Source organism: Rheinheimera sp. EpRS3 (assembly GCF_001513785.1).
GTDB lineage: Bacteria > Pseudomonadota > Gammaproteobacteria > Enterobacterales > Alteromonadaceae > Alishewanella.
This window is the reverse complement of the sequence record NZ_LNQS01000008.1, coordinates 476,868-499,400: the sequence shown is the minus strand read 5'-3', so window position 1 is coordinate 499,400 and position 22,533 is coordinate 476,868. Positions and strand designations below refer to the sequence as shown.

28 protein-coding genes are annotated in these 22,533 nt (G+C 48.0%); 13 read left to right on the top strand and 15 right to left on the bottom strand.

Translation table 11 applies throughout. The annotated features are described in order from the left end of the window. Window positions 1–31 precede the first annotated feature (31 nt). Window positions 32–916, bottom strand: coding sequence for a carboxylating nicotinate-nucleotide diphosphorylase (gene nadC, locus AR688_RS10950; RefSeq protein ID WP_082694762.1), 885 nt, complete (start codon window positions 914–916; stop codon window positions 32–34). 36 nt (window positions 917–952) lie between these two features. Further along, on the bottom strand, window positions 953–1,474 hold the full coding sequence (locus AR688_RS10945; protein ID WP_068233291.1) for a retropepsin-like aspartic protease family protein: 522 nt from the start codon (window positions 1,472–1,474) through the stop codon (window positions 953–955). A gap of 68 nt (window positions 1,475–1,542) precedes the next feature. Here AR688_RS10945 and ampD point away from each other — a divergent pair, with 68 nt between their 5' ends. From ampD to yafN, 7 genes are all read left to right on the top strand, one after another. Next, on the top strand, window positions 1,543–2,112 hold the full coding sequence (gene ampD, locus AR688_RS10940; RefSeq protein ID WP_068233286.1) for a 1,6-anhydro-N-acetylmuramyl-L-alanine amidase AmpD: 570 nt from the start codon (window positions 1,543–1,545) through the stop codon (window positions 2,110–2,112). Next, a complete protein-coding gene (gene ampE / locus AR688_RS10935) occupies window positions 2,109–2,966 on the top strand; it encodes a regulatory signaling modulator protein AmpE (protein ID WP_068233278.1) in 858 nt (285 codons plus the stop codon). Before ampD ends, ampE begins: the two co-directional genes overlap by 4 nt. Window positions 2,967–3,420: 454 nt before the next feature. Continuing rightward, the gene (pdhR, locus tag AR688_RS10930) at window positions 3,421–4,179 is read left to right on the top strand and encodes a pyruvate dehydrogenase complex transcriptional repressor PdhR (RefSeq protein ID WP_068233272.1); all 759 of its coding nucleotides are present in this window, start codon (window positions 3,421–3,423) and stop codon (window positions 4,177–4,179) included. 64 nt (window positions 4,180–4,243) lie between these two features. Then, a complete protein-coding gene (gene aceE / locus AR688_RS10925; RefSeq protein WP_068233270.1) occupies window positions 4,244–6,910 on the top strand; it encodes a pyruvate dehydrogenase (acetyl-transferring), homodimeric type in 2,667 nt (888 codons plus the stop codon). Window positions 6,911–6,921: 11 nt separating this feature from the next. Beyond that, window positions 6,922–8,562: a pyruvate dehydrogenase complex dihydrolipoyllysine-residue acetyltransferase gene (gene aceF / locus AR688_RS10920; protein ID WP_082694747.1), complete on the top strand. Its 1,641-nt coding sequence runs from the start codon at window positions 6,922–6,924 to the stop codon at window positions 8,560–8,562. A gap of 151 nt (window positions 8,563–8,713) precedes the next feature. Beyond that, entirely contained in the window at window positions 8,714–10,126 is a 1,413-nt protein-coding gene (gene lpdA, locus AR688_RS10915) for a dihydrolipoyl dehydrogenase (protein ID WP_068233268.1), read from the top strand. A 132-nt stretch (window positions 10,127–10,258) separates the two neighbouring features. Beyond that, window positions 10,259–10,519: a type I toxin-antitoxin system antitoxin YafN gene (gene yafN / locus AR688_RS10910; RefSeq protein ID WP_068233264.1), complete on the top strand. Its 261-nt coding sequence runs from the start codon at window positions 10,259–10,261 to the stop codon at window positions 10,517–10,519. 98 nt (window positions 10,520–10,617) lie between these two features. On the opposite strand, the gene AR688_RS10905 is transcribed toward yafN, so the two are convergent. Then, window positions 10,618–11,118: a hypothetical protein gene (locus tag AR688_RS10905; protein ID WP_068233261.1), complete on the bottom strand. Its 501-nt coding sequence runs from the start codon at window positions 11,116–11,118 to the stop codon at window positions 10,618–10,620. Between the two features lie 3 nt (window positions 11,119–11,121). After that, window positions 11,122–12,345 carry an AAA family ATPase gene (locus tag AR688_RS10900; RefSeq protein WP_068233258.1) on the bottom strand — a complete coding sequence of 408 codons (1,224 nt, stop codon included), beginning with the start codon at window positions 12,343–12,345 and terminating at the stop codon, window positions 11,122–11,124. Between the two features lie 355 nt (window positions 12,346–12,700). Between AR688_RS10900 and AR688_RS10895 the strand changes: the two genes are divergently transcribed. Both AR688_RS10895 and AR688_RS10890 read left to right on the top strand, forming a co-directional pair. Further along, on the top strand, window positions 12,701–13,723 hold the full coding sequence (locus AR688_RS10895; protein WP_068233255.1) for a nuclease-related domain-containing protein: 1,023 nt from the start codon (window positions 12,701–12,703) through the stop codon (window positions 13,721–13,723). Between the two features lie 86 nt (window positions 13,724–13,809). After that, a complete protein-coding gene (locus AR688_RS10890; RefSeq protein WP_068233252.1) occupies window positions 13,810–14,040 on the top strand; it encodes a type II toxin-antitoxin system CcdA family antitoxin in 231 nt (76 codons plus the stop codon). A 55-nt stretch (window positions 14,041–14,095) separates the two neighbouring features. Here AR688_RS10890 and AR688_RS10885 read toward each other — a convergent pair whose 3' ends face one another. The 3 genes from AR688_RS10885 to AR688_RS10875 all read right to left on the bottom strand — a co-directional run bounded on the left by AR688_RS10885 (window position 14,096) and on the right by AR688_RS10875 (window position 15,293). Beyond that, entirely contained in the window at window positions 14,096–14,647 is a 552-nt protein-coding gene (locus AR688_RS10885; protein WP_068233248.1) for a DUF6843 domain-containing protein, read from the bottom strand. 108 nt (window positions 14,648–14,755) lie between these two features. Continuing rightward, window positions 14,756–15,058 (bottom strand): type II toxin-antitoxin system RelE/ParE family toxin, encoded by a 303-nt coding sequence (locus tag AR688_RS10880; RefSeq protein ID WP_068233245.1) that lies wholly within the window; start codon window positions 15,056–15,058, stop codon window positions 14,756–14,758. Next, window positions 15,051–15,293 carry a type II toxin-antitoxin system ParD family antitoxin gene (locus AR688_RS10875; RefSeq protein ID WP_068233242.1) on the bottom strand — a complete coding sequence of 81 codons (243 nt, stop codon included), beginning with the start codon at window positions 15,291–15,293 and terminating at the stop codon, window positions 15,051–15,053. The genes AR688_RS10880 and AR688_RS10875 overlap by 8 nt, the downstream gene beginning before the upstream one ends. 322 nt (window positions 15,294–15,615) lie before the next feature. Between AR688_RS10875 and AR688_RS10870 the strand changes: the two genes are divergently transcribed. Both AR688_RS10870 and AR688_RS10865 read left to right on the top strand, forming a co-directional pair. Then, entirely contained in the window at window positions 15,616–16,020 is a 405-nt protein-coding gene (locus tag AR688_RS10870) for a ribonuclease domain-containing protein (protein ID WP_082694746.1), read from the top strand. Then, on the top strand, window positions 16,017–16,370 hold the full coding sequence (locus AR688_RS10865; protein WP_068233239.1) for a barstar family protein: 354 nt from the start codon (window positions 16,017–16,019) through the stop codon (window positions 16,368–16,370). Before AR688_RS10870 ends, AR688_RS10865 begins: the two co-directional genes overlap by 4 nt. Here AR688_RS10865 and AR688_RS19910 read toward each other — a convergent pair. Beyond that, on the bottom strand, window positions 16,357–16,446 hold the full coding sequence (locus AR688_RS19910) for a Rho-binding antiterminator (RefSeq protein ID WP_082694745.1): 90 nt from the start codon (window positions 16,444–16,446) through the stop codon (window positions 16,357–16,359). The genes AR688_RS10865 and AR688_RS19910 overlap by 14 nt on opposite strands. 89 nt (window positions 16,447–16,535) lie before the next feature. Here AR688_RS19910 and AR688_RS10860 point away from each other — a divergent pair, with 89 nt between their 5' ends. Beyond that, complete coding sequence (locus AR688_RS10860; protein WP_068233236.1) at window positions 16,536–16,766, top strand: type II toxin-antitoxin system CcdA family antitoxin; 231 nt, start codon at window positions 16,536–16,538, stop codon at window positions 16,764–16,766. A gap of 73 nt (window positions 16,767–16,839) precedes the next feature. Here AR688_RS10860 and AR688_RS10855 read toward each other — a convergent pair whose 3' ends face one another. The 6 genes from AR688_RS10855 to AR688_RS10830 form a co-directional block, all read right to left on the bottom strand. After that, window positions 16,840–17,271, bottom strand: a complete 432-nt coding sequence (locus tag AR688_RS10855; RefSeq protein ID WP_068233233.1) for a hypothetical protein — start codon at window positions 17,269–17,271, stop codon at window positions 16,840–16,842. 95 nt (window positions 17,272–17,366) lie between these two features. Continuing rightward, window positions 17,367–17,942, bottom strand: a complete 576-nt coding sequence (locus AR688_RS10850; RefSeq protein WP_068233231.1) for a hypothetical protein — start codon at window positions 17,940–17,942, stop codon at window positions 17,367–17,369. A 25-nt stretch (window positions 17,943–17,967) separates the two neighbouring features. Then, on the bottom strand, window positions 17,968–18,498 hold the full coding sequence (locus tag AR688_RS10845) for a hypothetical protein (RefSeq protein WP_068233230.1): 531 nt from the start codon (window positions 18,496–18,498) through the stop codon (window positions 17,968–17,970). Next, a complete protein-coding gene (locus AR688_RS10840; protein WP_068233227.1) occupies window positions 18,498–19,373 on the bottom strand; it encodes a hypothetical protein in 876 nt (291 codons plus the stop codon). The genes AR688_RS10845 and AR688_RS10840 overlap by 1 nt, the downstream gene beginning before the upstream one ends. 245 nt (window positions 19,374–19,618) lie before the next feature. Beyond that, window positions 19,619–19,864: a Rho-binding antiterminator gene (locus tag AR688_RS10835; protein WP_068233225.1), complete on the bottom strand. Its 246-nt coding sequence runs from the start codon at window positions 19,862–19,864 to the stop codon at window positions 19,619–19,621. Window positions 19,865–19,875: 11 nt separating this feature from the next. Continuing rightward, complete coding sequence (locus tag AR688_RS10830; RefSeq protein WP_068233223.1) at window positions 19,876–20,607, bottom strand: PepSY domain-containing protein; 732 nt, start codon at window positions 20,605–20,607, stop codon at window positions 19,876–19,878. Window positions 20,608–20,738: 131 nt separating this feature from the next. On the opposite strand from AR688_RS10830, the gene glsB reads away from it, so the two are divergent. After that, window positions 20,739–21,671 (top strand): glutaminase B, encoded by a 933-nt coding sequence (glsB, locus tag AR688_RS10825; protein WP_231732040.1) that lies wholly within the window; start codon window positions 20,739–20,741, stop codon window positions 21,669–21,671. A gap of 15 nt (window positions 21,672–21,686) precedes the next feature. Here the strand turns inward: glsB and AR688_RS10820 are convergent, their stop codons facing one another. Next, entirely contained in the window at window positions 21,687–22,376 is a 690-nt protein-coding gene (locus AR688_RS10820; protein ID WP_231732039.1) for a hypothetical protein, read from the bottom strand. Between the last annotated feature and the right edge of the window lie 157 nt (window positions 22,377–22,533).

Here is a 22,533-nt window from a genome sequence, read left to right as displayed (position 1 = left end):
CTGAACCTGCGATTAAACTTAATGCGTGATATTAAACAGCTTTAATATTAAGCCGCATTGATAAATCTATCGCCTGCACATGTTTGGTTAACGCCCCGCTGGAGATGTAATCTACTCCGGTGGTGGCCAGTTCTGTCAGGCGCTCGCTGGTAATATTACCCGACACTTCCAGTTTGGCCTGGCCGTTATTAATGCTAACGGCCTGCACAATATCGGCTGTGCTGAAGTTATCCAGCATAATAATATCGGCGCCGGCGTTAAGTGCTTGTTGCAGCTCGTGCAGGTTTTCGGTTTCTACTTCTACCGGTTTACCGGGGAAGTTCTGCCGGGCGCTGGCAACCGCCTTAGCAATAGAGCCTGCCGCGGCGATATGGTTTTCTTTAATTAAAAATGCATCAAACAGGCCAATACGGTGGTTTTTGCCGCCACCGGTAGTTACCGCGTATTTTTGTGCAAAGCGCAGGCCGGGCAGGGTTTTACGGGTATCCAGCAGGCGGGTATTGCTACCGTGTAAAAACTGCACATAGTGCGCGGTAGTGGTGGCGGTGCCGCTTAACAGTTGCAGAAAATTAAGCGCGGTACGCTCGCCGGTGAGTAATATGCGCGCCGGGCCACTTAAGGTACACAGGATGGTATTGGCTGGTACCTTATCGCCGTCTGTTACCTGCCATTGCAGTTTAACGTCGTTACCTAACTGGCGAAATACTTCATCGGCAAAGGCGGTGCCGCATACTACGCAGTTTTCACGGGTAATAATGGTAGCTGTGGCCTGCTGGCTTTGCGGTATCAGCGAAGCGGTAATATCGCCTTCGCTAAGCGGTAAAAAGCCTAAATCTTCTGCCAAAGCATTAGATACCGAGCGGATAATTTCCTGCTGCAGCAGTGTTGAGTAATCAGTTGGCATATCAGTTGGCATAATCATAGTGTGTACAAAAGTTAGTGGTGCTCGTTTTTAGTTATGCTGGATCAGGGTGAGCTGGTTGCCCTGTTGGTGGAATTCTAACTGTTTAAGCGCGCTCATGCCCAGCAATATCTCGGTACCGCTAAGGTTGGGCACAATGCTGGCGGGAATATTGGTCAGCACTATGTCGCCCAGTTGTAGTTGGTCAATGCGGCTGCGATAAGCAGTGGTTAAGCCATTGGCGGTGTTTACCTGTATAGCTGCACCAAACGGCATACCGAGTTTTTCTGCCGCGCTGGCTGCTATGGCAACAGTGGTAGCGCCAGTGTCCAGCATAAAGTCGACCGGGCTGTTATTAACCAGAGCCGTGCCAACGTAGTGGCCGCTTTTATTACGGATAAGCACGGTGCGTACTTCACCGGCGCTGCCCTGCACACTGCTTAACTGTTGGTTGGGGTTAAGCTGCTTGCTGATGGTGTCCTGAAAAAATACAAACAGCAGCGCCATTAAAATAAGCCAGGCGATAATAGCAAAGGTCTTACCATATTTGTTCGTGGGCTCAGGCGCTTGCATTAAAAGGCTCCAGCATTGACAATAGGCCCATAGCTTACTGGCACAGACCTGCAAAGGCAAAACTTCTGATGAGCGCTAAACCGCCAGCCATGTTAACCCGCCCCAGCCCGCATTGTGATGCGCGCCCGGATGCTGAAACCATCAGTTTACTGGTTATTCATAATATCAGCCTGCCGGCCGGGCAGTTTGCTGCCGCACCCGAGCAAAGCTTTGTTGACGCCTTATTTATGGGTAACTTAGATTGCAGCGCGCATAGCAGCTTTGCCGGTTTGCGGGGGCTTAGAGTGTCGGCGCACTGCGTGATCTGGCGCGATGGCCGCATTTTTAACTACGTACCTTTTACCCAGCGCGCCTGGCATGCCGGCGTAAGCCAGTTTGATGGCCGCGAACGCTGTAACGATTTTTCCATTGGTATTGAATTAGAAGGCACAGACAATTTGCCTTATACTGAGCAGCAATATCAGAGCCTTATTACGCTGACATATTTTTTAATGCAGCAACATCCGGCTATTACGCCAGACCGTATTGTTGGCCATTGTGATATTGCGCCGGGGCGTAAAACCGACCCCGGCATCGCTTTTGACTGGATGCGCTACCGCAATAAGATAAAAAGTGCGATCAAGGAGTTTTCTAAATGACGTTAATCAGTATGTTGCTGGCATTAATTATTGAGCGCCTGGCTGTGCGCAGCAATAAATGGCAAGCCAGCGGCTATTGCCGTGCTTATGTGCGCTTTACCGCCGGGTCGGCGTTAAGCAAGTTATCTGCGCATAGCCTGGGGCAATATTTGTGGCTTGCACTGCCCGGCGCGCTGGTAATGTTGGTGCTGTGTTTGGTAGACAGCCATTTACTGAGCTTAGTGGTTAACACCCTGCTATTGTTGGTGGCTATTGGTTGCTGGCATTACCGCCAGCTGTATAAGCAGTATTTAAATGCGATGGACAGAGGCGACGAAGAAGCAGCTTTTATTACCATGCAGCAAATACGCACTGATATGGGTAGCACACGCGAGCAAAGCAGTTATGGCCAGTTACTGATCTGGCTGAATTTTCGCTATTATGCCGCTGTGGTGTTCTGGTTTTTACTGTTGGGTGCTTTTGGTGTAATTACTTATGCTCTGGTGCGGCATTTACAGGAAGCTGTAGCAGAAGAAGACGCCGCCAATTACGCCGCCTGCCTGGGCGGCGACAACAAAGCAGTACATTATGTGGCGCACTGGGCTAACTGGTTTCCGGCACGGTTATTTGGTTTGGGGTTTGCGCTGGTGGGGCATTTCTCCCGCGCGTCTACCGCCTTGCTGGGCTACTTTCTTGATTTTACCGCCAGCAATGAGCAGGTAGTAGTAGATGTTGCTACAGCCGCAGAGCCATTGCCGGCTGAAAGCATTAATACGCTGGACGACACCAGCTATATGGTGCAGCTGGCTAAACGTAATATGCTGTTCTTTTTAGCCTTTACGGCTATTTTAACCTTAACCGGCTGGTTGGGGTAATTTGGCTGGGCAACGATGGTACTCCTTAGCGCGCTTGCGCTAAGGACATTTTTTCTGACCTTTGCTGGTGGGTAGCCCACCGGTTGCAAAAGCCACTTACTCGCCACAGCGGGGTTTCGGGCGTCCTGCCCTCAACCCAGCTATGCTTACGCCATTCGCTCCCTGCGAATGACTTGCCCGCCTTCGCTGGCGCGAAAGTGGTCTGTGGCTGCGATGTGGCTGTTGTAACCTACCGCTCCCAATATTTCAATTCTGGTCAGACCAATTTTTTCAGCAGCTTTATTAGCCACTTTACACTGAGTTATTACTCTAACTATTTTCTGCTTTTGCCTTTGCCGGTAATCTCTGCTTTATTTACTTGCTAAGCAGAAACTGTTACCTTATCGGCACTAAAAATAAATTGGTAATACCAATTTACAAAAGGCTTGCAGCCAACGGGAAACCACAGCACGGCATGGCAGATTTTAAAATTAAACCGGCTAAACTCTCTGATCGCATTGTCGAGCAACTGGAAAACATGTTGCTGGAGGGCAGTTTTGCACCGGGGCAAAAGCTGCCTCCCGAGCGTGATTTAGCGCAAATGTTTGCCGTGTCGCGGCCGTCATTGCGCGAGGCCATTCAAAAGCTGGAAGCCAAAGGCCTGATCAGCCGCCGTCAGGGTGGTGGCACCTATGTGTGCGACAATATGACCGCCGGCCTTACCGATCCACTGTTTGAATTAATAGCACGCCATCCTGAATCGCAGTTTGATTTACTGGAATTTCGCCATGCGCTGGAAGGCATATGTGCTTATTACGCCGCATTGCGTGGCACAACGGCCGATTTTGACCAGATTAAGCACCACTATGATGCTATTTGTGATGCACAGCAGTTAAATGATCTGGACGCTGAAGCCAAAGCGGTAGGTAGTTTTTATTTAGCAGTGGCAGAGGCGTCACATAATGTGGTTTTACTGCATTTAGTGCGCGGCTTAACGCCACTGGTGGAGCAGAATATCCGGGTTAACCTGGAAACCCTGCAGCAGAAGGAAGGCATAGTCGGCCAGCTGAATTCGCATCGGCAACGGCTGATGCAAGCGGTCATAAATGGTGAGCCGGAGAAGGCGCGCCAGGCCAGTAATGGCCATCTGGCCTTTATCGAAGAAGCTTTGCTGGATGTGGGTAAAGAGCGCTCGCGTATTGAACGCTCGTTACGGCGCACCCAACAAGGTTGATCATTATTTTTAACGCAGCTGTGCATTTAAAACACAGGCGTGCATAACCAAAGGAAACCTCGATATGTCTGAAGTCAGTAAAGTTGACATCGACGCTCTGGAAACCAAAGAGTGGCTTGAAGCGCTGGAATCGGTTGTTCGCACTGAAGGGGTAGAGCGGGCACAGTTCCTGCTGGAGCAGGTATTGGAGCAAGCCCGGTTAGAGGGCGTTGCTATGCCTACCGGTGTTACTACCAACTACATTAACACCATTCCACCGCAGCAAGAGCCGGCTTACCCTGGCGATGTTAACCTGGAACGACGTATCCGCTCGGTGATCCGCTGGAATGCCATTATGATCGTACTGCGCGGCTCGAAAAAAGAGCTTGATTTAGGCGGCCATATGGCGTCTTACCAGTCTTCTGCGGCGTTTTATGAAACCTGTTTTAACCACTTCTTCCGCGCGCCAAACGAAAAAGACGGCGGCGATTTAGTGTATTATCAGGGCCATATTTCACCGGGTATTTATGCCCGTGCTTTTGTTGAGGGCCGCTTAACGGCAGAGCAACTGGACAGCTTCCGCCAGGAAGTAGACGGCAAAGGCTTATCCAGCTACCCGCACCCGAAATTAATGCCGGAGTTTTGGCAGTTTCCTACCGTGTCTATGGGCCTGGGCCCTATTGCTTCTATTTATCAGGCGCGGTTTTTAAAGTATTTACACGGCCGTGGTTTAAAAGACACCAGCGCACAGCGCGTTTATGCCTTTTTGGGCGATGGCGAGATGGACGAGCCGGAATCACGCGGTGCGGTAAGCTTTGCTGCCCGTGAGAAGCTGGGCAACCTGTGTTACTTAATTAACTGTAACCTGCAGCGCTTAGATGGCCCGGTAATGGGTAACGGTAAAATTATCCAGGAACTGGAAGGTTTGTTCCGCGGCGCCGGCTGGAACGTAATTAAAGTAGTATGGGGCCGTGGTTGGGACAAACTGCTGGCTAAAGACACCACCGGTAAGCTGTTACAGCTGATGAACGAAACTATCGACGGTGACTACCAGACTTACAAAGCTAACGACGGTGCCTATGTGCGTAAGCACTTCTTCGGCCGTTACCCGGAAACCGCAGCACTGGTTGCTGATATGACCGACGAAGAAATTTTTGCCTTAAAACGCGGCGGCCATGAGCCATCTAAACTGTTTGCTGCCTTTAAAGCGGCGCAGGCCTGCACCGACAAACCTACTGTTATTTTAGCTAAAACGGTTAAAGGTTACGGTATGGGTGAAGCGGCAGAAGGTAAAAACATTGCCCACCAGGTGAAGAAAATGGACATGACGCATGTGCTGCAACTGCGCCAGCGTTTAGGCCTGGAAGACTATATTACCGAAGAGCAGGCAGCCGAACTGCCATATATTAAGCTGCCTGAAGGTTCACCAGAGCTGGAATATATGCACGCACGGCGCAAAGCATTGCACGGTTATACGCCGGTACGTCTGCCTAACTTTACCAAGCCATTAACACTGCCGGAATTAAGCGCCTTTGATGGTTTATTAGAAGAGCAAAAACGCGAAATTTCTACCACCATGGCCTATGTGCGGGCACTGAATATTCTGCTGAAAGACGAGCATATCGGTAAGCAAATTGTGCCGATTATTGCCGACGAAGCCCGTACCTTTGGTATGGAAGGCTTGTTCCGCCAAATCGGTATTTATAACCCGGGCGGCCAGAACTACACGCCGGAAGACCGCTCAGTAGTTAGCTACTACAAAGAAGACGTCGGTGGTCAGGTACTGCAGGAAGGCATTAACGAGCTGGGCGCGATGTCGTCCTGGGTCGCTGCGGCAACGTCGTACAGCACTAACGACTTACCGATGATCCCGTTTTACATCTATTACTCAATGTTTGGTTTCCAGCGCGTGGGTGATATGGCCTGGCTGGCCGGTGATCAACAAGCACGTGGCTTCCTGTTAGGCGCTACTGCGGGCCGTACTACGCTGAACGGCGAAGGTTTACAACACGAAGACGGCCACAGCCATATTCTGGCTGGCACAGTACCAAACTGTATTTCGTATGACCCAACCTACGCCTTCGAGCTGGCGGTTATCATGCAAGACGGTATTCGCCGTATGTACGGTAAAGATCAGGAAAACATTTATTACTACATTACCGTAATGAATGAAAACTACCATCACCCGGCTATGCCAAAAGGCGCCGAAGAAGGTATCCGCCGTGGTATTTACAAGCTGGAAAGCTTAAATGGCGATCGCGGCAAGGTACAGTTGCTGGGCTCGGGCACCATTTTAAATGAAGTGCGCAAAGCGGCAGAAATTTTAAGCAAGGATTACGGCGTAGCGTCTGACGTGTACTCAGTAACCTCGTTTAATGAACTGGCGCGTGATGGCCAGGACGCCGAGCGCTTTAACATGCTAAACCCGGATGCCAAGGCTAAAACGCCATACATTGCTACGGTAATGAACAAATCGCCAGCCATTGCTGCAACCGACTATATGAAAAACTATGCCGATCAGGTACGTGCCTTTATTCCGGCTACGTCTTACAAGGTGCTGGGCACCGACGGTTTTGGCCGTTCTGACAGCCGTGAAAACCTGCGCCGCCACTTTGAAGTGAACGCCGGTTATATCGTAGTGGCCGCACTGAGCGAGCTGGTGAAGCAGGGCGAGTTGAAGAAAACCGTAGTGACAGATGCGATTAAGAAATTCGGCATCGACAGCGGCAAAACCAACCCGCTGTACGCATAAGAGGATTACACATGACTATTGAAATTCATGTACCGGATATTGGTGCTGATGAAGTTGAAGTAACCGAAATTCTGGTGAAGGTAGGCGACAAAGTGGCTGCCGACCAATCACTGCTCAGCGTTGAAGGTGACAAGGCTTCTATGGAAGTACCGGCCAATGACGCCGGTGTAGTAAAAGAAATTAAAGTAAAAGTAGGCGATAAGGTTAAAACCGGCAGCCTGATTATGACCTTTGAAGGTGGAGGCGCGGCCAAAGCCGACGCCGCACCGGCAAAGGAAGAAGCAAAAGCAGACAGCAAGGCTGAAAGTAAAACTGAAGCCAAAGCTGAAAGCAAAACCGCCAGCGTACAAGACGTAAAAGTACCGGATATTGGTGGTGACGCCGTTGAAGTTACTGAAATTATGGTAAAAGTAGGCGACACGGTAAGCGAAGATCAGTCACTGCTTAGCGTGGAAGGCGACAAAGCCAGTATGGAAGTACCGGCGCCATTTGCCGGTAAGGTTAAAGAAATTAAAATCAGCGTTGGCGATAAGGTATCTACCGGCAGCCTGATTATGGTATTTGAAACCACAGGTTCTGCCGATGCTGCGCCGGCGGCAGACGCTGAAGCGCCAAAAGCTGAAAGTAAAGCCGAAACAAAAGCTGAAACGAAAACCGAAGCTCCGGCAGCGAAAGCTGAAGCAGCACCTGCGTCAAATGATGGCTTTGTTGAAAACAGCGCCTATGCCCATGCGTCACCGGTTATCCGCCGTTTAGCGCGTGAATTTGGCATTAACCTGGCTAAGGTTAAAGGCACCGGCCGTAAAAACCGCGTAGTAAAAGAAGACGTGCAAAACTACGTTAAGCAACTGGTTAAGCAGGTTGAAAGCGGCGCAGCTGCAGGCTCTGGCGCAGGCAATAGCATGGGCTTTGATCTAATCGCCTGGCCAAAAGTCGATTTTGCCAAGTTCGGTGAAGTAGAAAGCAAGCCACTGTCGCGCATTCAGAAGTTATCCGGCAACAATTTACATCGTAACTGGGTGCGTATTCCGCATGTTACCCAGTTCGACGAAGCCGATATCACCGGGCTGGAAGACTTCCGTAAAGAGCAAAATGCACTTGCCGAGAAGAAAAAACTTGGCGTTAAGTACACCCCGCTGGTGTTTATTATGAAAGCGGTGGCTAAGGCGCTGGAAGAATTCCCAACCTTCTGTAGTTCACTGTCAGAAGATGGCCAAAGCCTGATCCTGAAAAAATACGTGCACTTAGGTATAGCGGTAGACACGCCAAACGGCCTGGTTGTACCGGTAGTAAAAGATGTAAACAAAAAAGGCATTATCGAGCTGTCACGCGAGTTACAGGATATTTCGGTAAAAGCGCGCGAAGGTAAGTTAACTTCTGCCGATATGCAGGGCGGCTGCTTTACCATATCAAGCTTAGGTGGCATTGGCGGTACGGCGTTTACGCCTATTGTAAATGCGCCGGAAGTCGCCATATTAGGTGTGTCGAAATCAGACATTAAGCCGAAATGGAACGGTAAAGAGTTTGAACCCAAGCTGATGTTGCCGCTAAGTATGTCTTATGATCACCGTGTTATCGACGGCGCCCTGGCAGCACGCTTTACCGCGACGCTGGCCAGCTATCTGGCCGATATTCGCCAGATCATTATGTAATGTTTAGCTAAGAGCGAATTTTGTGTCCCGTACGGAAAAGTTACGGGACATCGCTCAGGCAGGATGTTAAAATTCTGCCACTTTTTTCGCCTGACAGCCGTGCCCTACATGCTGTTGTCAGTACTCTGAACTGATAAAGAAAGGTAATACGATGAGCAACGATATCAAAACTCAGGTAGTAGTTGTGGGCGCAGGCCCTGGTGGTTATTCTGCAGCATTTCGTGCGGCAGACTTAGGCTTAGAAGTTACTCTGGTTGAAGCGCGCAGCACTTTAGGCGGCGTGTGTTTAAACGTGGGTTGTATCCCATCTAAAGCCTTATTACACGTTGCTAAGGTGATTGACGATGCCCGCGATATGGCATCACACGGCGTAACCTTTGGTGAGCCGAAAATTGATTTAGACAAAGTTCGTAGCTGGAAAGACAAAGTAGTCGGCCAGCTGACTAACGGCCTGGCCGGTATGTCGAAAATGCGTAAAGTTAAGGTAGTTACCGGCTACGGTAAATTTACCGGCGCGAACACCTTACAGGTTGGCGACACCACTATTACGTTTGAACACGCCATTATTGCTGCAGGTTCAGAGCCGGTATCACTGCCGTTTATTCCAAAAGATGACGACCGTATTATCGATTCAACCGGTGCGCTGGAATTAAAAGACATTCCTGGCGAAATGCTGGTATTAGGTGGCGGTATTATTGGCCTGGAAATGGGCACTGTATACCGTGCGCTGGGTTCTAAAGTGTCAGTAGTAGAATTTGCTGATCAGTTAGTGCCAGCAGCTGATGCTGATATCGTTAAAGCCTACACCAAGTACAACAAAGACAACTACAACATTATGTTGTCTACCAAAGTTGTTGGCGTAGAAGCGAAAAAAGACGGTTTATACGTTACTTTTGAAGGCAAAAACGCGCCGGAAAAAGCTGTACGTTACGACAAAATTCTGGTTGCCGTTGGCCGTAAGCCAAACGGTGCGCTGTTAGATGCCGCCAAAGCCGGTGTTAACGTAGACGAGCGCGGTTTTATCAATGTTGATAAGCAACTGCGTACCAACGTTGGCCATATCTATGCTATCGGTGATGTTATCGGCCAACCGATGTTAGCGCACAAAGCAGTACACGAAGGCCACGTAGCGGCTGAAGTGATTGCCGGCCAGAAGCACTACTTCGACCCGCGCTGCATTCCGTCAGTAGCTTACACCGACCCGGAAATGGCCTGGACCGGCGTTACCGAGAAAGAAGCCAAAGAGCAGGGCTTAAAAATTGAAACCGCTACCTTCCCATGGGCAGCGTCAGGCCGTGCTATCGCTTCAGCCCGCACTGAAGGCTTCACCAAGCTAATTTTCGACAAAGAAACCCACCGTATTCTGGGTGGCGCTATTGTGGGTATCAACGCCGGTGAAATGCTGGGCGAAATCTGCTTAGCAGTAGAAATGGGTGCCGACGCCGAAGATATCGCGTTAACTATCCATGCTCACCCAACGCTGAACGAGTCTATCGGCTTAGCCGCCGAGATGTACGAAGGCTCAATCACCGACCTGCCAAACCCGAAAGCGAAGAAAAAGTAATTTTCTGAGTTGAGTAACGAAACAAAGGCCGCGAATGCGGCCTTTGTTGTTTTTGTCAGCTTGTAATCTGTCTAAGTACCATACTACGCCTGTGCTTAATTATGTACATGACAATGTACTTTGAGGTGTTGCATGGCGTCACATGCTATTTTGGCGGAAAAAGCGGTTTCGGTATCGGAAGCCCGTAAGAACTTAAGCCAGTACTTTACGGATGAACCGGTGGCAGTGTTATCGAACAACAAGCCTGCTGGTTATATGCTAAGTGCTGAGCTGTATGAAAAAATGCTGCGCATTATCGAAACGTCTGGCGCCGTAGAGCAGGGGCTGTTTCGCCCGGCAGCAGCAAGGCTAAAAGAAATAAGCCGTGTTAGTGAAGAGTTGTTGTTAAAATAAAAGCTGATGCTGATAAAATGCTAGGTTGAATCAATTGGTGTTCAAGCTCGGATTGATCGTAGCTAGCATAAATTGTTCCCGTTGCCTCTGGTGATTCTTTAGCTGATTTCTATATTTTTCTGTACAATCAGTTTGCAGCCAGATTGGGAGTGAAATTTTCGAATAACATTCATATGACCAGAGCTTGCTTTGGGTTTTAGAGAATTACAGACTTGACCTACTAATTGAAATTGGTTCGCGTGTGGGTCATTAGCTTTGTACAACCGCATAGTATTTAGAATTTGATCGCTGGCTTTAGCTAACCAACCTGAACTACAACGCTCCTTTAACTCAATAAAGTATAGAGTATTCCCATCAATCAGGGCAGAATCGCAAGTAGACTCTAATTGGAGGTGAGTATTTGGTTTGTAAAACCGTATACATTTATCAATCGCATAGTAATGTAAAAGTTTAGCTTCGCTGTTGTTTACAACACCAATCCAACTGGCTGGGTCAGTATCGCTGATGTATGCTGGTCCACAATTCGTGTTGTTGTCATCAATCAGACCAAATTGAGTCCACTGTGTTTGACTGTGGCATTGAGCCAGAAAAAAACTCAAGATTTATACATCCATATATAACAACTGGGAAAACTGATCGTTAATTTCATCAAGCTTATGGTTAAGCTTATTTGTATCGGGAATATAACCGTCTTCAAACTCAAGATTTTCAATAGTACCATCTGAACTTAGTTGGTAAACCCTAACTTTATCTGACTCGACTACAGAGTTTCTAGGAACAATTTTTTCGACTTCAGAGGCGGAGGTTTCCGACAGGTTTTTCTTATAAAGTTTGCCGGCCTGAAAGTTAAGCATCATAAAATTCAGGATATAAGGGCTATGTGTGGTAACTACTAATCTGTTTTCTGGTGTTGAATTTAATGTTTTTAATAGTTCGAATAAAATTTTCTTCTGAGAATCTGGATAAAGGTTCTGTTCTGGTTCTTCAACAATATTAATGAAAGAAGAGTAAATAAATCTATTTTGTACTCTTTTAATTTCGTCCATCAGCGATTTAATTTTTTTCAATTTAATCTGTCGCTCCATGACGACTTTAACTTCTTTCATCATCCTGCGTTGAAGAGCAACACTCAATGGTACCTCAGAGCTGTCCTGGTCTTGTTGAGATATAAGATCACAAAGGTACTCAGTGACAAGGAAAAGTGGAATAAGACTTTGATAGCCACTCGAGCCATTTAAAAGGTTAGTTCTAAAACTTTCGCCAACTAGGTAAGAAGATCCATCATCAGGATCATACTGATACTTCAAATTGCCGATAGGTAAATCAATTAGCTTTGAACGGCTATAGTCTTTTGCTTCTTCGTATTCGGCAAGGAAAGCATGTAATGCTTTAGGTAGCTTAGAAATTAAATCTGGCCTTACAATTGAAGTTAAAAAATTTCTTTCAGCAGGGACATACATTATCTTGGGAGATGCGTATTGTCTATTTTCTTTTTCAGTAATGTTAAAGTTTAGATTGTTGAGTATGAAATTGTATTTTTCACCGATAAATTCTATATGAGATTTCTCAGAGAAGTAATCTGATATCCCTTGAAATGACATAACTTCATTTAAGAAGTAATCTTTACTTTCGGCTACATCTTTTGTGACATCACCTCTGACTAAAGATTTTTCAAGCCAGCAAAGAGAAGAGTAGACTTTTGCTATTGTACTTTTGCCTGAGCCTTGTGTACCGATCAAAATTGTTAATCCTCCAAAATCAATGAACTTATTTTTGCTTAAGCCATTTTTTATGGGACCAACATTTCTAATCGCAAGTTTTGTCATACTGATTCACTATCACCGAATTTTGCTTACAAGATGCGGCATTATAGGCTTTAGTTGACCTCGACTCAACTAACATAGGGATATAAAACGGCGTGCTTTCTGCTAATAGGAATACGTTGCTGCCCATACGCTTCAGGAGTTTAACTGTGCATTTTTTGCCTGTTTTCTAGCCTTTTGCCTGCGGTAATGTTGAAAAAAATCGATGGGGTCAGTGTCATTGATATTCTGAGAACCACGAACACCCACTGAGCTCAGGCTACCAAAGTTTCAACAATAGTAATCACTCAATCATATGCTACTTGCCGCGTAAGCCTCCTCTTGCTAGCATCTGGATTCCATAATTCAGGGACGTGTTATGCGCCGGATGCGTTTTACTTTACCACTGTTGCTGCTTACCTCCCCGCTGGCCTTTGGCCAAAAGCAATATACCGAAGGGGCGTGTTTGTTGCTGCAGCACCAAATGGTGCAGTTTTCAGCTCAACCGAATAGCCATAACTACCAAAGCGCTAAGCGTGAAGTTGATAACCACTGCCAAAACCCGATACCGGCGCCGGTAAAAAATCTGGTGCTTACTAATATTCCAGCCAAACCCATCACCGTTGGCAACGTTAAAAATAATGTAACAACAAAGCCTGCTAACGCTAATGTCGCTGTTAACGCCGCAACACCGCCACCGATTGCACCGGCACCTTCCGCGCCGGCAAAGCCAGCTGATGTACTAAAAGCACTATTCGCCCCTGTGCTGGCACTGCTTGGCAGTATGTTGGCTATGCTGCTGTTGTTGGCCTTGGTTGTAGGCTTATTGGCGTATGTTGCTGGCCGTTATGCCGCGCGCATTAAAGGCGCGCTTGGCGAATTGGCGCTACACCGGGTTTTGGTGAGCGAGCTACCGGCCAGCTACCAGCATTATCGCAATTTGGTAATACCAGCAGAGAAAGATGATTTTACCGAGGTAGATCACCTGGTATTAAGCCCCTTTGGTATCTTTGTTATAGAGGTTAAAAACTACCGTGGCTGGATTTTTGGTGGTGAAAAGCAGCCACAGTGGACGGTACAGCGCTTTCGCAGTAAGTATCAGTTTATGAACCCGCTGCACCAAAACTATAAACACACTGAAGCAGTAAAGCAGCTGCTTGGTTTAAGCAGCAAAGACAGTGGCTCAGTGCATCCAATTGTCGCTTTTAGCCTGCGCGCGGAGTTTAAATTTCAAATACCGGCAAACGTGATGTATACCGAGTTGGTAGGGGACTACATTAACCGTTTTAATCAGCTGTGCTTCAGTGACGACCAACAGCGCCAGTTTAGCGCAAGGCTAAATATGGCTAAGGCCGGTAAGAAAGTGCTGCGCAAACTGCATATGCAGCAGTTTGATTATTAGCGATATTTGCGCAGTTTCTGTGCGCAGGAAATTTGCGCTAAACTTTTAAGCATCATGAAACGGGCTGACCACGCTTGGAGCTTGCGATGAATCAAAATACTAAAGCAGCGTGCAATACTTCGGTGGATGCAGCTTTGCTGGCCGAGGCTAAGTCGCTTAACATCAGCCCGTCTGTGGTGTTAGAGCAGGCTTTACATAAAGCGGTTAGCCAGGCTAAGGCTGAGTTATGGCAGGCACAAAATGCCGATGCGATAGCAGCTTATAACCAGCAAGTTGCTGAGCAGGGTACCTTTGCTGAGCGGCTGGGGCAAATATAGTGCCGCAGCAATTTAGTGTTGTCCGCATAGAGCAGCAACTTGTTGTTGTGCTAACTTAATCACAATTCAGCTTATTCTGCCGAATAAAGCTCTCAATATCAAAGTGGTTTACCTCATCCAGGATCTGGCTTTTAGTGCCGATATGAAAGCCACGAAAGTGGATGTCGCACTTAAGCTCTGAGCTGCTGTATACGCCCGGCCCGCCACCGAAAATGTAAGTGGTGTTATCCTGATATGCTTGTTCTGTATCGATGCTGGTTAACCAGCGCGATGTTATTTCAGTCAGTTGCTCTGGTGCATTCTGGCGAAAAAAGCGCAGTTTATCGGCGGCAATGGCGCCTTCGCTAATCTTGGCTTGTGTTAGCAATACGCCATTGGCCGGGATCTGATACTGGCGGGCATCGTGCTGGTACTGCAATGGCTCGCCGCTGGCTTGATCAAAAATAACGTAAAAGGCGCCGACATAATTAGCCGGCAGAATATAGTGCTCTGCCTCGCGCTGCTGCACAGGGTCGCTGCAGGCGGTAAGAGAGTAACTTAGTAGTGCACTGGCAAAGCTGCAGAGCAAAATGCTTTTGAAATTCGGTAAAGTGAATGTTGTTGTCATCGATTGAAGCATCCATCCAGCGAAAAGTTTTCAACCACCATACAGCGGCGATCGTTCGGATTCATGGCAAGAAATTTATGGTTCCAACTGTTTATGTTTCGGTATCGCTTAGTAAAGCGGTGGTTCAAACAAGTGCCGGGTGGCTTCCATTTGCTGGTGTAATATTCGTAACACAAATATATCGTGCTTACGGCTGCGGTAAAAAATGGCATGGCGTTGGTGATCATGACGCCGGATCCCTGCGCCAATATCCGTGTACTCCTGCCCCATAAGAGGGGATTCAGACAACAGACCCAACACGTACTCCAGCTCTTTGGTGTAAACATCAGCCTGACGCACGCCAAAGTTAAGCAAGGTATATTCGTAAATACTGGCGAAGTCTGCTGCGGCAAGCTTCGATAGCTTATACATGGTGCTTTTGCTTCACCCGGTCGGCAATCTGGCTTAGCGTTAAATCACTTTCTCCACTTTGTTCACCGGCGGCAACAGCCTGCCTTAGTGCTGCCATTTGGTTTTCCTGGCGCTCTAGTAAGCGCAGGGCTGAACGCATTACTTCGCTGGTTGAGCCATAGCGGCCCGATTCAAGCAATTTACTGACAAAGTCATCAAGCTGCGTGCCTATGGTAACGCTGGTGGTTCTGGCCATGATTGCACCTATGTGTGAATAGTTAACACAAAGTTTAGCATCTGCAGAAATTAGTGCAAAGGTGGTTAAGCAAGCACCGTGGCTGACGGGCAAGACGTTCGGGGTCAGATCCAATTGTTAAAACGCAAAGCCAAATGTGGCGTTGGATGCTACATAGCGGCTAAGTAAGCTGCATCTACAGCAAGTTACGATGAAAACATAAACTCGGCATACAAGAGCTGCAATGTCATACCGGCAGAGCAGCAGTTTTTGTTGTTAACTCTGAGCAAAGTTCGGTATTGTTTGTAACGATTAAGCTAAACAAGGTTGAAAAGGATTTCGGATGAAAAAGTTTCTACTGATATTGCTGGTGCTGGCTGGCATCTACCATTTTCAAGGCAGCAATTTAAGCGACAGCTTTAATGGCGGTTCTCAACAGGCCGTAACGCAGCAGAGCGACAGCCTGCCACAACATCTGTCTGCTCAGGAGCGTGAGCTGCAGAAAACACTACTGCGGATCCGTGATAACGGCCCTTTTCCTTATGACCGTGATGGCATTACTTTTCACAACAGAGAACGCCTGTTGCCAATTAAACCCAGCGGTTACTACCGCGAATATACCGTTGATACGCCAGGCCTGCCACACCGGGGGCCGAGGCGGGTAGTTACCGGTGGTAATCCGCCAGATGTGTATTACTACACCGAAGATCATTACAGCTCATTTCGAATAATTTCTGGTGCGCAATGACAGACCAACACAATAACGGCAGCGTTTTACTGCAGTATATCGCAGCGCCGTCGGATGCCATTTGCCTTGCTAAAGATGGCATGCTAATCAAACAGACAATCTTGGCCAGCCTGCAACGGCATTTTTCGTTTCCCGATTATTTTGGCGAAAATTTAGATGCCGCTTATGATCTGTTGCTGGATATTGTGGATACCCTGACTGAGCCAACTGTGTGGCGTTTTTGCACCGGTAGCCAGGTAACAACTGATTATGATGCGCTTGCCAACTGGCAGCAATTAATGCAAGACGTGATGCAATATGCACAAAGCAAAGGGATAAAGCTGCAGGTTGAGTTATTTATTGAACCTTAGGAGATAGGTTCAGCTTTAGCGGGTAACGGTACCGGCAGACAATTTCAATATAATCATGTAAGTCACAATTAAACATTTCAGACTCCCGCAGCAGATTTGCGCAGGTTATCTGCGCATAAAATTTGCGCTATACTGCTGCTAATTACCTCACAGCGGAGTTTGAGTATGAACCAAACTACAAAAGCAGCTTGTAATACTTCGGTGGATACGGCCTTATTGGCCGAGGCTAAGTCACTCAATATCAGCCCATCTGTGGTGTTAGAGCATGCGCTGCGCAAGGCGGTTAGCCAGGCTAAAGCTGAGTTGTGGCCGGCAGAAAATGCCGATGCGATAACGGCCTATAACCAGCAAGTTGCACAGCACGGTACTTTTGCTGAGCGGTTGGGGCAGATATAGTACTTCCCAATACCGCCAGTAAATCAAAGCAGGCCTTGATCTGCTGATTGATGGCTTTTAAAACCTCTATGTTTTACTCATACTGCTGGCATTCAAATACCAGCTGGCCCGTGGGATAGGGTTCAGCTTTATCGCCATAATGCAGTATTTCTAATCGGCCGTGATGCTTGCCGCTGCCGGGGCTAAAATAAGATGCACTATAGGCTCTTACCGGCGCAGCGGGGGCGGGTGGCTGCACTTCCAGATAAAAATCCAGAATATGCGGTATATCGGTAATATCTGTGCGGTTAACACTAACTATAAAAGTAAGGTCTTTCACAGTGAACAGTGGCGTGGCAGAAGGATTTGAGGCATCCAGTATTACTGTACGTTCTTGGATATCATCCAGACTAAAACCGGGATAATCCAATGGGATCAGGTTACAGCTAAGTTCCAGTTGTGTGAGGCTGGCATGTACTGTGTGGGTAAAGAGGCCGCAAAATATTATGCTCAGGATACGGGACATAAAACTGGTCCTCTTAAAGTTTTTCCATTTTTAAAGGCCTCTCATTGCTGTCGCGATTCAAATAAGTGGCGAGTGGCCGGTATTTGCTTAACTGTTTAGCCTTGCTGCAATTTCGCCCGTGTTTGGCTTTGTTTTTGCTGTGCTTGCCAATACTGTTCTACCTGTCTGGTTTCCTCTGGCGTGCCCCGGCTGATAATGCGCCGGACATCGCTGTTGTAACACAATGCTTCGTTTTGAACCCAGGCGGTGTAGGTTAAGCGGTTGGATAACAGTGTGCCGACGGGGCAGGGCAGGTAGCCTTTTTGTTGCGCTTGTTTATCCCACTTATTTGCAATGACCATTTCGCCAAAAAACACACCGGCAACGCTCAACAACACTGCTACGCTGCAAAACCGGATAAAAGCCGGTTTGAGCTGTTGTACTTTATTGTTTGCAAATAACAGTAGCGTAAGGCCAGTAAACAATAAGGCGATAACAGCTATACCTGCGATTACACCCGGAATATAACCGGAAGAATAACTTAGCACTATTAGCTGCTGGCCACTTTTTAACTGCTCTTGCTGGCTGCTCCAATCGCTTTGTAATATCCAAAACAAGCCCAGCGCAAACAGGCAGCAAAATATAGATATACCTGCGCCAAACAGAACGGCTTTGGGTTTATTGATGTTCATGCTTTGGATAAGTAGTTCCCGGAGGCTAATCAGTTACAGTTTTGCTTGTGCTGAACTGTGGTAATAAGCGGCATTTCTGCCTGTCAGGTGTCTCTTCGCAGTCTGCCCGTGCCAGTTCAATGCAGTATTCTGGCGTAACGGTAAACACCATCACCTTGTCGTGTAACCATTGGCGCGATTGTAGCTCGCATTCGCTATAACCCTGCGCTTGCAGGTAGCTGGCAGTAGGATAATGAATGAGTTGCGGCAGAACTACTGCGATACCTAACCCGATAAAGAAAATCAGGCTTGCCCGCCTATTTTGTATAGTACTTACCGTCTTACCCTGAAGTTTTCGCACACCAAAATACAGCAACATACAACCAATTATTGCCGCACCCAAACAGTAAAAAGCACCTTTATTTAACGTCACTGCTTCAGCCGCGCTGAACAAGCCTTTAAGCAGTAACGACAAGTAATAGCCGAAATAACCAAAGCCAAAGGCTGTAAGAATTGCAAATACTGTCAGCCCTGCAACCAACTTCCAAGGTGCCAGTTCATTTTCGTCTTTATGCATCAAAATAACCTTGGAGACAGGAAACGATCCAACTGGTGTTTGGCAGCATCAATAACAATTCTGCGGGCAGAGTCGACGATATAATCCAGTACTGGCTTGGCGGCTTTCGCAGCTGTCTGTGTTGCTTTGTTCTGCAGGTTACGGCGCACTTGTTGCGCGTAGTTTTTCGTTCTGTCTGATAGCTCCTCTAAACCTTTCACAACCTTATCTGAAATACCAAACTGTTTATCTAAAGAATTAAGTGCAGGTGTTAATATAAGACCAACCAGCACTACCGCAGCTATAGGGCCAACTGCAATACCAATGGCAGCGCCAACGGCAATAGCGCCCCAGGCAACGCCTGCAGTAATTGCAACTTTTACTACGTCAACGGCCAGATTACCAATTAGCTGAGTAAGAGTGGCCTCATCCCGCAAAAAGAAATCGGCAACCCTATAAGCACCCACCAGATAAAGTGTAAGAATGCCGCCGGCTCTTACAGACGCCTGTGCTGCATGCTTACCCAAACCTAAAGCCATTACCTGAGTGTTGTTTGCAAGATAACGGGTGCCGGTAAGCACTCTGCGTAGCCCAGCGTGCCCTTTAAGAATGATGTAAGATTTACCGTTATAAGATTTAACATACGCCTGGCCTAAGCCACCTAGTGCATAACCGAGCTGTGCCAGTTTCGACATATCTCCACCAAGAGCGAGGTAGTTGGCGCCAAACTCAAGTGTACCCCTTATTTGGTCCCAGAGAGATTTCGCTTGAGTATTGCCTCGCGCTGCCTGACTATTGACAATTTCATCCATCATTTCCACAGAGATCACACAGACTTCGTGCTGGTTTTCTTGGATAACGCGCTGCATACCGCGCTTTTGTTGATCCGTCAGCATAAAATTTCCTTAAGTTAAGCAGAAAGACTATCTGTCAGATTTTAAACATCACGCTTTATTTATTCAAATTAAATTTACATTTAATTTAATTAGATCGCGATTAGTGGGGGCTTATAAAGCTTTTGAGATCAGGGTTGCAGCAGCAAGCTTCGACAGTTTATGCATGGTGTTTTTGCATCACCTGGTCGCCATCTGCAGAAATCAGCGCAAAGGTGGTCAAGCAAGTACCGCAGCTAACGGGTGGCTTACTTAAACCGAACTTGCTGCAAATGCGGGTTAGCTATTGTCACTTCAAGCAGCGTAATATCCTCCAGCAGCACCAGTTGTTCACTATCGTTTTGCTTAATTACCAAGCACTCCTGCCGCTTGTCGTTATAGCGGGTGGTTAACGCAGTGCCGCTAAGCACAGCACCCGAGCTTAGCGTTAGCTTCAGCGGATAATGGTACAGGCAGACAATTTCAATATAATCATGCAAGTCGCACTTGAGCATAATGCCTCCGTCTAACCGGGCTGAACATTGCCTGGTGTTAGTTGATGCCGTCTGGGTCGGTAGCGCTGCCACAGCAGCAGAATGCCGGTTAGTGTAAACAGTAAAGATGCAGCGGCGGTGCTGATAAGCAGCGGGTTGTTAAAGTTGCTGCGCTCGTCGTAATCCATAATATGCAGCATCCAGAAAAAATCGAACAGCCGCCAGCCATCTGTACGCACTCTGAGTACCGAGCCGGTAGCCGGGTCGAGATAAAAAATGCTGTTGTCGCTGTCGGCAAACTGCAATTGCCATAGTGGTGCTGGTAAGTGTCGTACCTCTGCCGGGGTTTGTTGTAGCAGCGTTATCCGGCGAAGCGTGCCATTACCCCGGTATTGCGCTTGCGCAAGTGCGGTGATGTCCTGCTCAGATAATGCCGTTAATAACGTGCCGTCAACAGCGCTGTATCGAAAGCGCTGGCCGGCATCGTCTACCAGATATACCGGCTCAGCATTAAGCTGGTTATCGCTTAGTGTCAGCTGTTGGCTCAGACTGATAGTGGCCTGTGTGCTGTGTTGTGCCAACACGCCGGCCGGATTAACGCTGGCCTGATGCCACAGCGTATCAGGCTGAGCGTGTAAATGTTCGCCCCGCACTTGTTCTATCGGCAAAATAGCCATTACCAGGCCGCTTAAAAACCACAGCAGTATTTGTACTACCAACAGTAAACCCAGCCAGTTGTGCAGACGGCGGCACCATTTCAGCATAAGACGTTATTCACTAAAGCAAAAAATGCTATATCAACAGAAATTCCGCGCTAATGCAAAGCGGCAAAATGCCCCGGTTACTATGCTGCTGTGGCATACTGCCAGCATAGAGAATAGTGCAGGAGGCAGCCTTGCCGATAACGAATACCACCGATCTTAGTGCCTTGTTGCAGCAAATGTTAGCGCAGAGCCAACCATTGTACAGCACCGGTAAAGTGGCCGATTACATTCCGGCTCTGGCGCAAGTGGCGCCGCAGCAAGCTGCGGTGGCGGTGGCCACGCTGGATGGCCGGCTGCATAGCGCCGGCGCTGCACAACAAAGCTTTTCGTTGCAAAGTATTTCTAAGATCTTTGGCCTGGTAATGGCAATGAACCGCTTGGGTGATGAGCTGTGGCAGCGGGTAAATATGGAACCTTCCGGCCAGCCGTTTAATTCTATAGTGCAGTTGGAGTGGGAGCAGGGGATACCCCGCAACCCGATGATTAATGCCGGCGCCATTGTGGTGGCTGATGTGCTGGTTAGCCATTACTCGGCCAGCAAAAGTGCGTTTTTAACTTTTTTACGCCGTTTAGCCGGGGAAGAAGCGCTTTACGCCGACCAGCAGGTGTATTTGTCTGAACTTGAGCACGGCAACCGCAACGCGGCTATGGCGTATCTGATGAAAAGTTTCGGTAATATTGAAGCGGACGTGCCGCAAGTGCTGGAGCATTATTTTCACCAATGCGCCACCGCAATCAGCTGCGAGCAACTGGCGCGTTCGTTGTTGTTTTTAGCCAACCGCGGCGTGCAGCCAAGCACTAACGAACAAATTTGCAGCCGGCGTGATGCTCACCGTATTAATGCCATTTTATCTACCAGTGGCATGTATGATCAGTCTGGTGAGTTTGCCTTTAAAGTGGGCTTACCAGCTAAAAGTGGCGTAGGTGGTGCTATTGTGGCGATAGTGCCGCAATTTGGTGTGATAACCGCCTGGAGCCCGCCACTTAACAGCTATGGTAACTCGGTGGTGGCCATGCAGTTAATTCAACAGCTGGCCGACGAGCTGGGGTTGTCGTTGTTTTAATGCGACCAATCGCTGTTAAATAGCCCTAAACCTTAGCTCCAGCTCCTGATAATACAGCCGGGTTAGGCCTTCATAGCCGGAGTCTGTGCCGATAAATACCCAGATAGTACCATCGGCGTTGCTGGTAAATTGCAGCGGTGTATTGCCGCTACCGCTAACGGTTTTGCTGGCAAAGGTTTGACCGTTACAGCTTAATTCAGGCGCGGCGATGTTGCCGATAACACGGGCCTGGGTACCGTCCTGGCTTTGATTGCCTTTATCGGCATTTAAATAGTAACCGGCTTGCCTGGGCTCTGTAGCGGCGTAACCAAACTTTAAGTAAACCGACTCACCCGGTGCACCGCCTATACCTACACAATCTGCACCGGCATCGGTTAAAAAGCGCAGTGAAGCCGACAGCTGATAGCGGGTGGAAGGTTCTAACCCGGTTATTTGCTTTTTGATGTACATAAACAAATCGTCGCTGCGGTTCATGCCTGCCAGATATAGGCCTTTACCGGAGAAACCTGCTGGCAGGTCGCGCATACCACTTTGCAGTTGATAGATATCAGCGTTGTCGCTTGGGTAATCAGAAAAGCCCGGCTGCCACTGGTGAGCACCCTGGCGAAAATCATAATAATGTGCTGGCAAGGTGCCGTATTCAATATCGCAGCCGGTTAGCAGCAACAGGCTGCCAGCCAGCAGGGGGGCGCTAATTTTCATCATGCTATTTCTCGACAGTGGTTTAGCCGAAATGGTAGCGTGTCAGCTGGCGATGAAATGTAATTGATTGCAATCAAATTGAAGCTAAGTGTGAAGTTTTATAACTTGCGGGTAAGATAATGCCTGCAAGCTAACCGCGAGAATGTTCAGCACTGCACCG

Coding starts and splice junctions, on each gene's coding strand:
- nadC (WP_082694762.1), bottom strand. CDS start 916: ATGCCAACTGATATGCCAACTGATTACTCAACACTGCTGCAGCAGGAA.
- AR688_RS10945 (WP_068233291.1), bottom strand. CDS start 1,474: ATGCAAGCGCCTGAGCCCACGAACAAATATGGTAAGACCTTTGCTATT.
- ampD (WP_068233286.1), top strand. CDS start 1,543: ATGAGCGCTAAACCGCCAGCCATGTTAACCCGCCCCAGCCCGCATTGT.
- ampE (WP_068233278.1), top strand. CDS start 2,109: ATGACGTTAATCAGTATGTTGCTGGCATTAATTATTGAGCGCCTGGCT.
- pdhR (WP_068233272.1), top strand. CDS start 3,421: ATGGCAGATTTTAAAATTAAACCGGCTAAACTCTCTGATCGCATTGTC.
- aceE (WP_068233270.1), top strand. CDS start 4,244: ATGTCTGAAGTCAGTAAAGTTGACATCGACGCTCTGGAAACCAAAGAG.
- aceF (WP_082694747.1), top strand. CDS start 6,922: ATGACTATTGAAATTCATGTACCGGATATTGGTGCTGATGAAGTTGAA.
- lpdA (WP_068233268.1), top strand. CDS start 8,714: ATGAGCAACGATATCAAAACTCAGGTAGTAGTTGTGGGCGCAGGCCCT.
- yafN (WP_068233264.1), top strand. CDS start 10,259: ATGGCGTCACATGCTATTTTGGCGGAAAAAGCGGTTTCGGTATCGGAA.
- AR688_RS10900 (WP_068233258.1), bottom strand. CDS start 12,345: ATGACAAAACTTGCGATTAGAAATGTTGGTCCCATAAAAAATGGCTTA.
- AR688_RS10895 (WP_068233255.1), top strand. CDS start 12,701: ATGCGCCGGATGCGTTTTACTTTACCACTGTTGCTGCTTACCTCCCCG.
- AR688_RS10890 (WP_068233252.1), top strand. CDS start 13,810: ATGAATCAAAATACTAAAGCAGCGTGCAATACTTCGGTGGATGCAGCT.
- AR688_RS10885 (WP_068233248.1), bottom strand. CDS start 14,647: ATGACAACAACATTCACTTTACCGAATTTCAAAAGCATTTTGCTCTGC.
- AR688_RS10880 (WP_068233245.1), bottom strand. CDS start 15,058: ATGTATAAGCTATCGAAGCTTGCCGCAGCAGACTTCGCCAGTATTTAC.
- AR688_RS10875 (WP_068233242.1), bottom strand. CDS start 15,293: ATGGCCAGAACCACCAGCGTTACCATAGGCACGCAGCTTGATGACTTT.
- AR688_RS10870 (WP_082694746.1), top strand. CDS start 15,616: ATGAAAAAGTTTCTACTGATATTGCTGGTGCTGGCTGGCATCTACCAT.
- AR688_RS10865 (WP_068233239.1), top strand. CDS start 16,017: ATGACAGACCAACACAATAACGGCAGCGTTTTACTGCAGTATATCGCA.
- AR688_RS19910 (WP_082694745.1), bottom strand. CDS start 16,446: ATGTTTAATTGTGACTTACATGATTATATTGAAATTGTCTGCCGGTAC.
- AR688_RS10860 (WP_068233236.1), top strand. CDS start 16,536: ATGAACCAAACTACAAAAGCAGCTTGTAATACTTCGGTGGATACGGCC.
- AR688_RS10855 (WP_068233233.1), bottom strand. CDS start 17,271: ATGTCCCGTATCCTGAGCATAATATTTTGCGGCCTCTTTACCCACACA.
- AR688_RS10850 (WP_068233231.1), bottom strand. CDS start 17,942: ATGAACATCAATAAACCCAAAGCCGTTCTGTTTGGCGCAGGTATATCT.
- AR688_RS10845 (WP_068233230.1), bottom strand. CDS start 18,498: ATGCATAAAGACGAAAATGAACTGGCACCTTGGAAGTTGGTTGCAGGG.
- AR688_RS10840 (WP_068233227.1), bottom strand. CDS start 19,373: ATGCTGACGGATCAACAAAAGCGCGGTATGCAGCGCGTTATCCAAGAA.
- AR688_RS10835 (WP_068233225.1), bottom strand. CDS start 19,864: ATGCTCAAGTGCGACTTGCATGATTATATTGAAATTGTCTGCCTGTAC.
- AR688_RS10830 (WP_068233223.1), bottom strand. CDS start 20,607: ATGCTGAAATGGTGCCGCCGTCTGCACAACTGGCTGGGTTTACTGTTG.
- AR688_RS10820 (WP_231732039.1), bottom strand. CDS start 22,376: ATGATGAAAATTAGCGCCCCCCTGCTGGCTGGCAGCCTGTTGCTGCTA.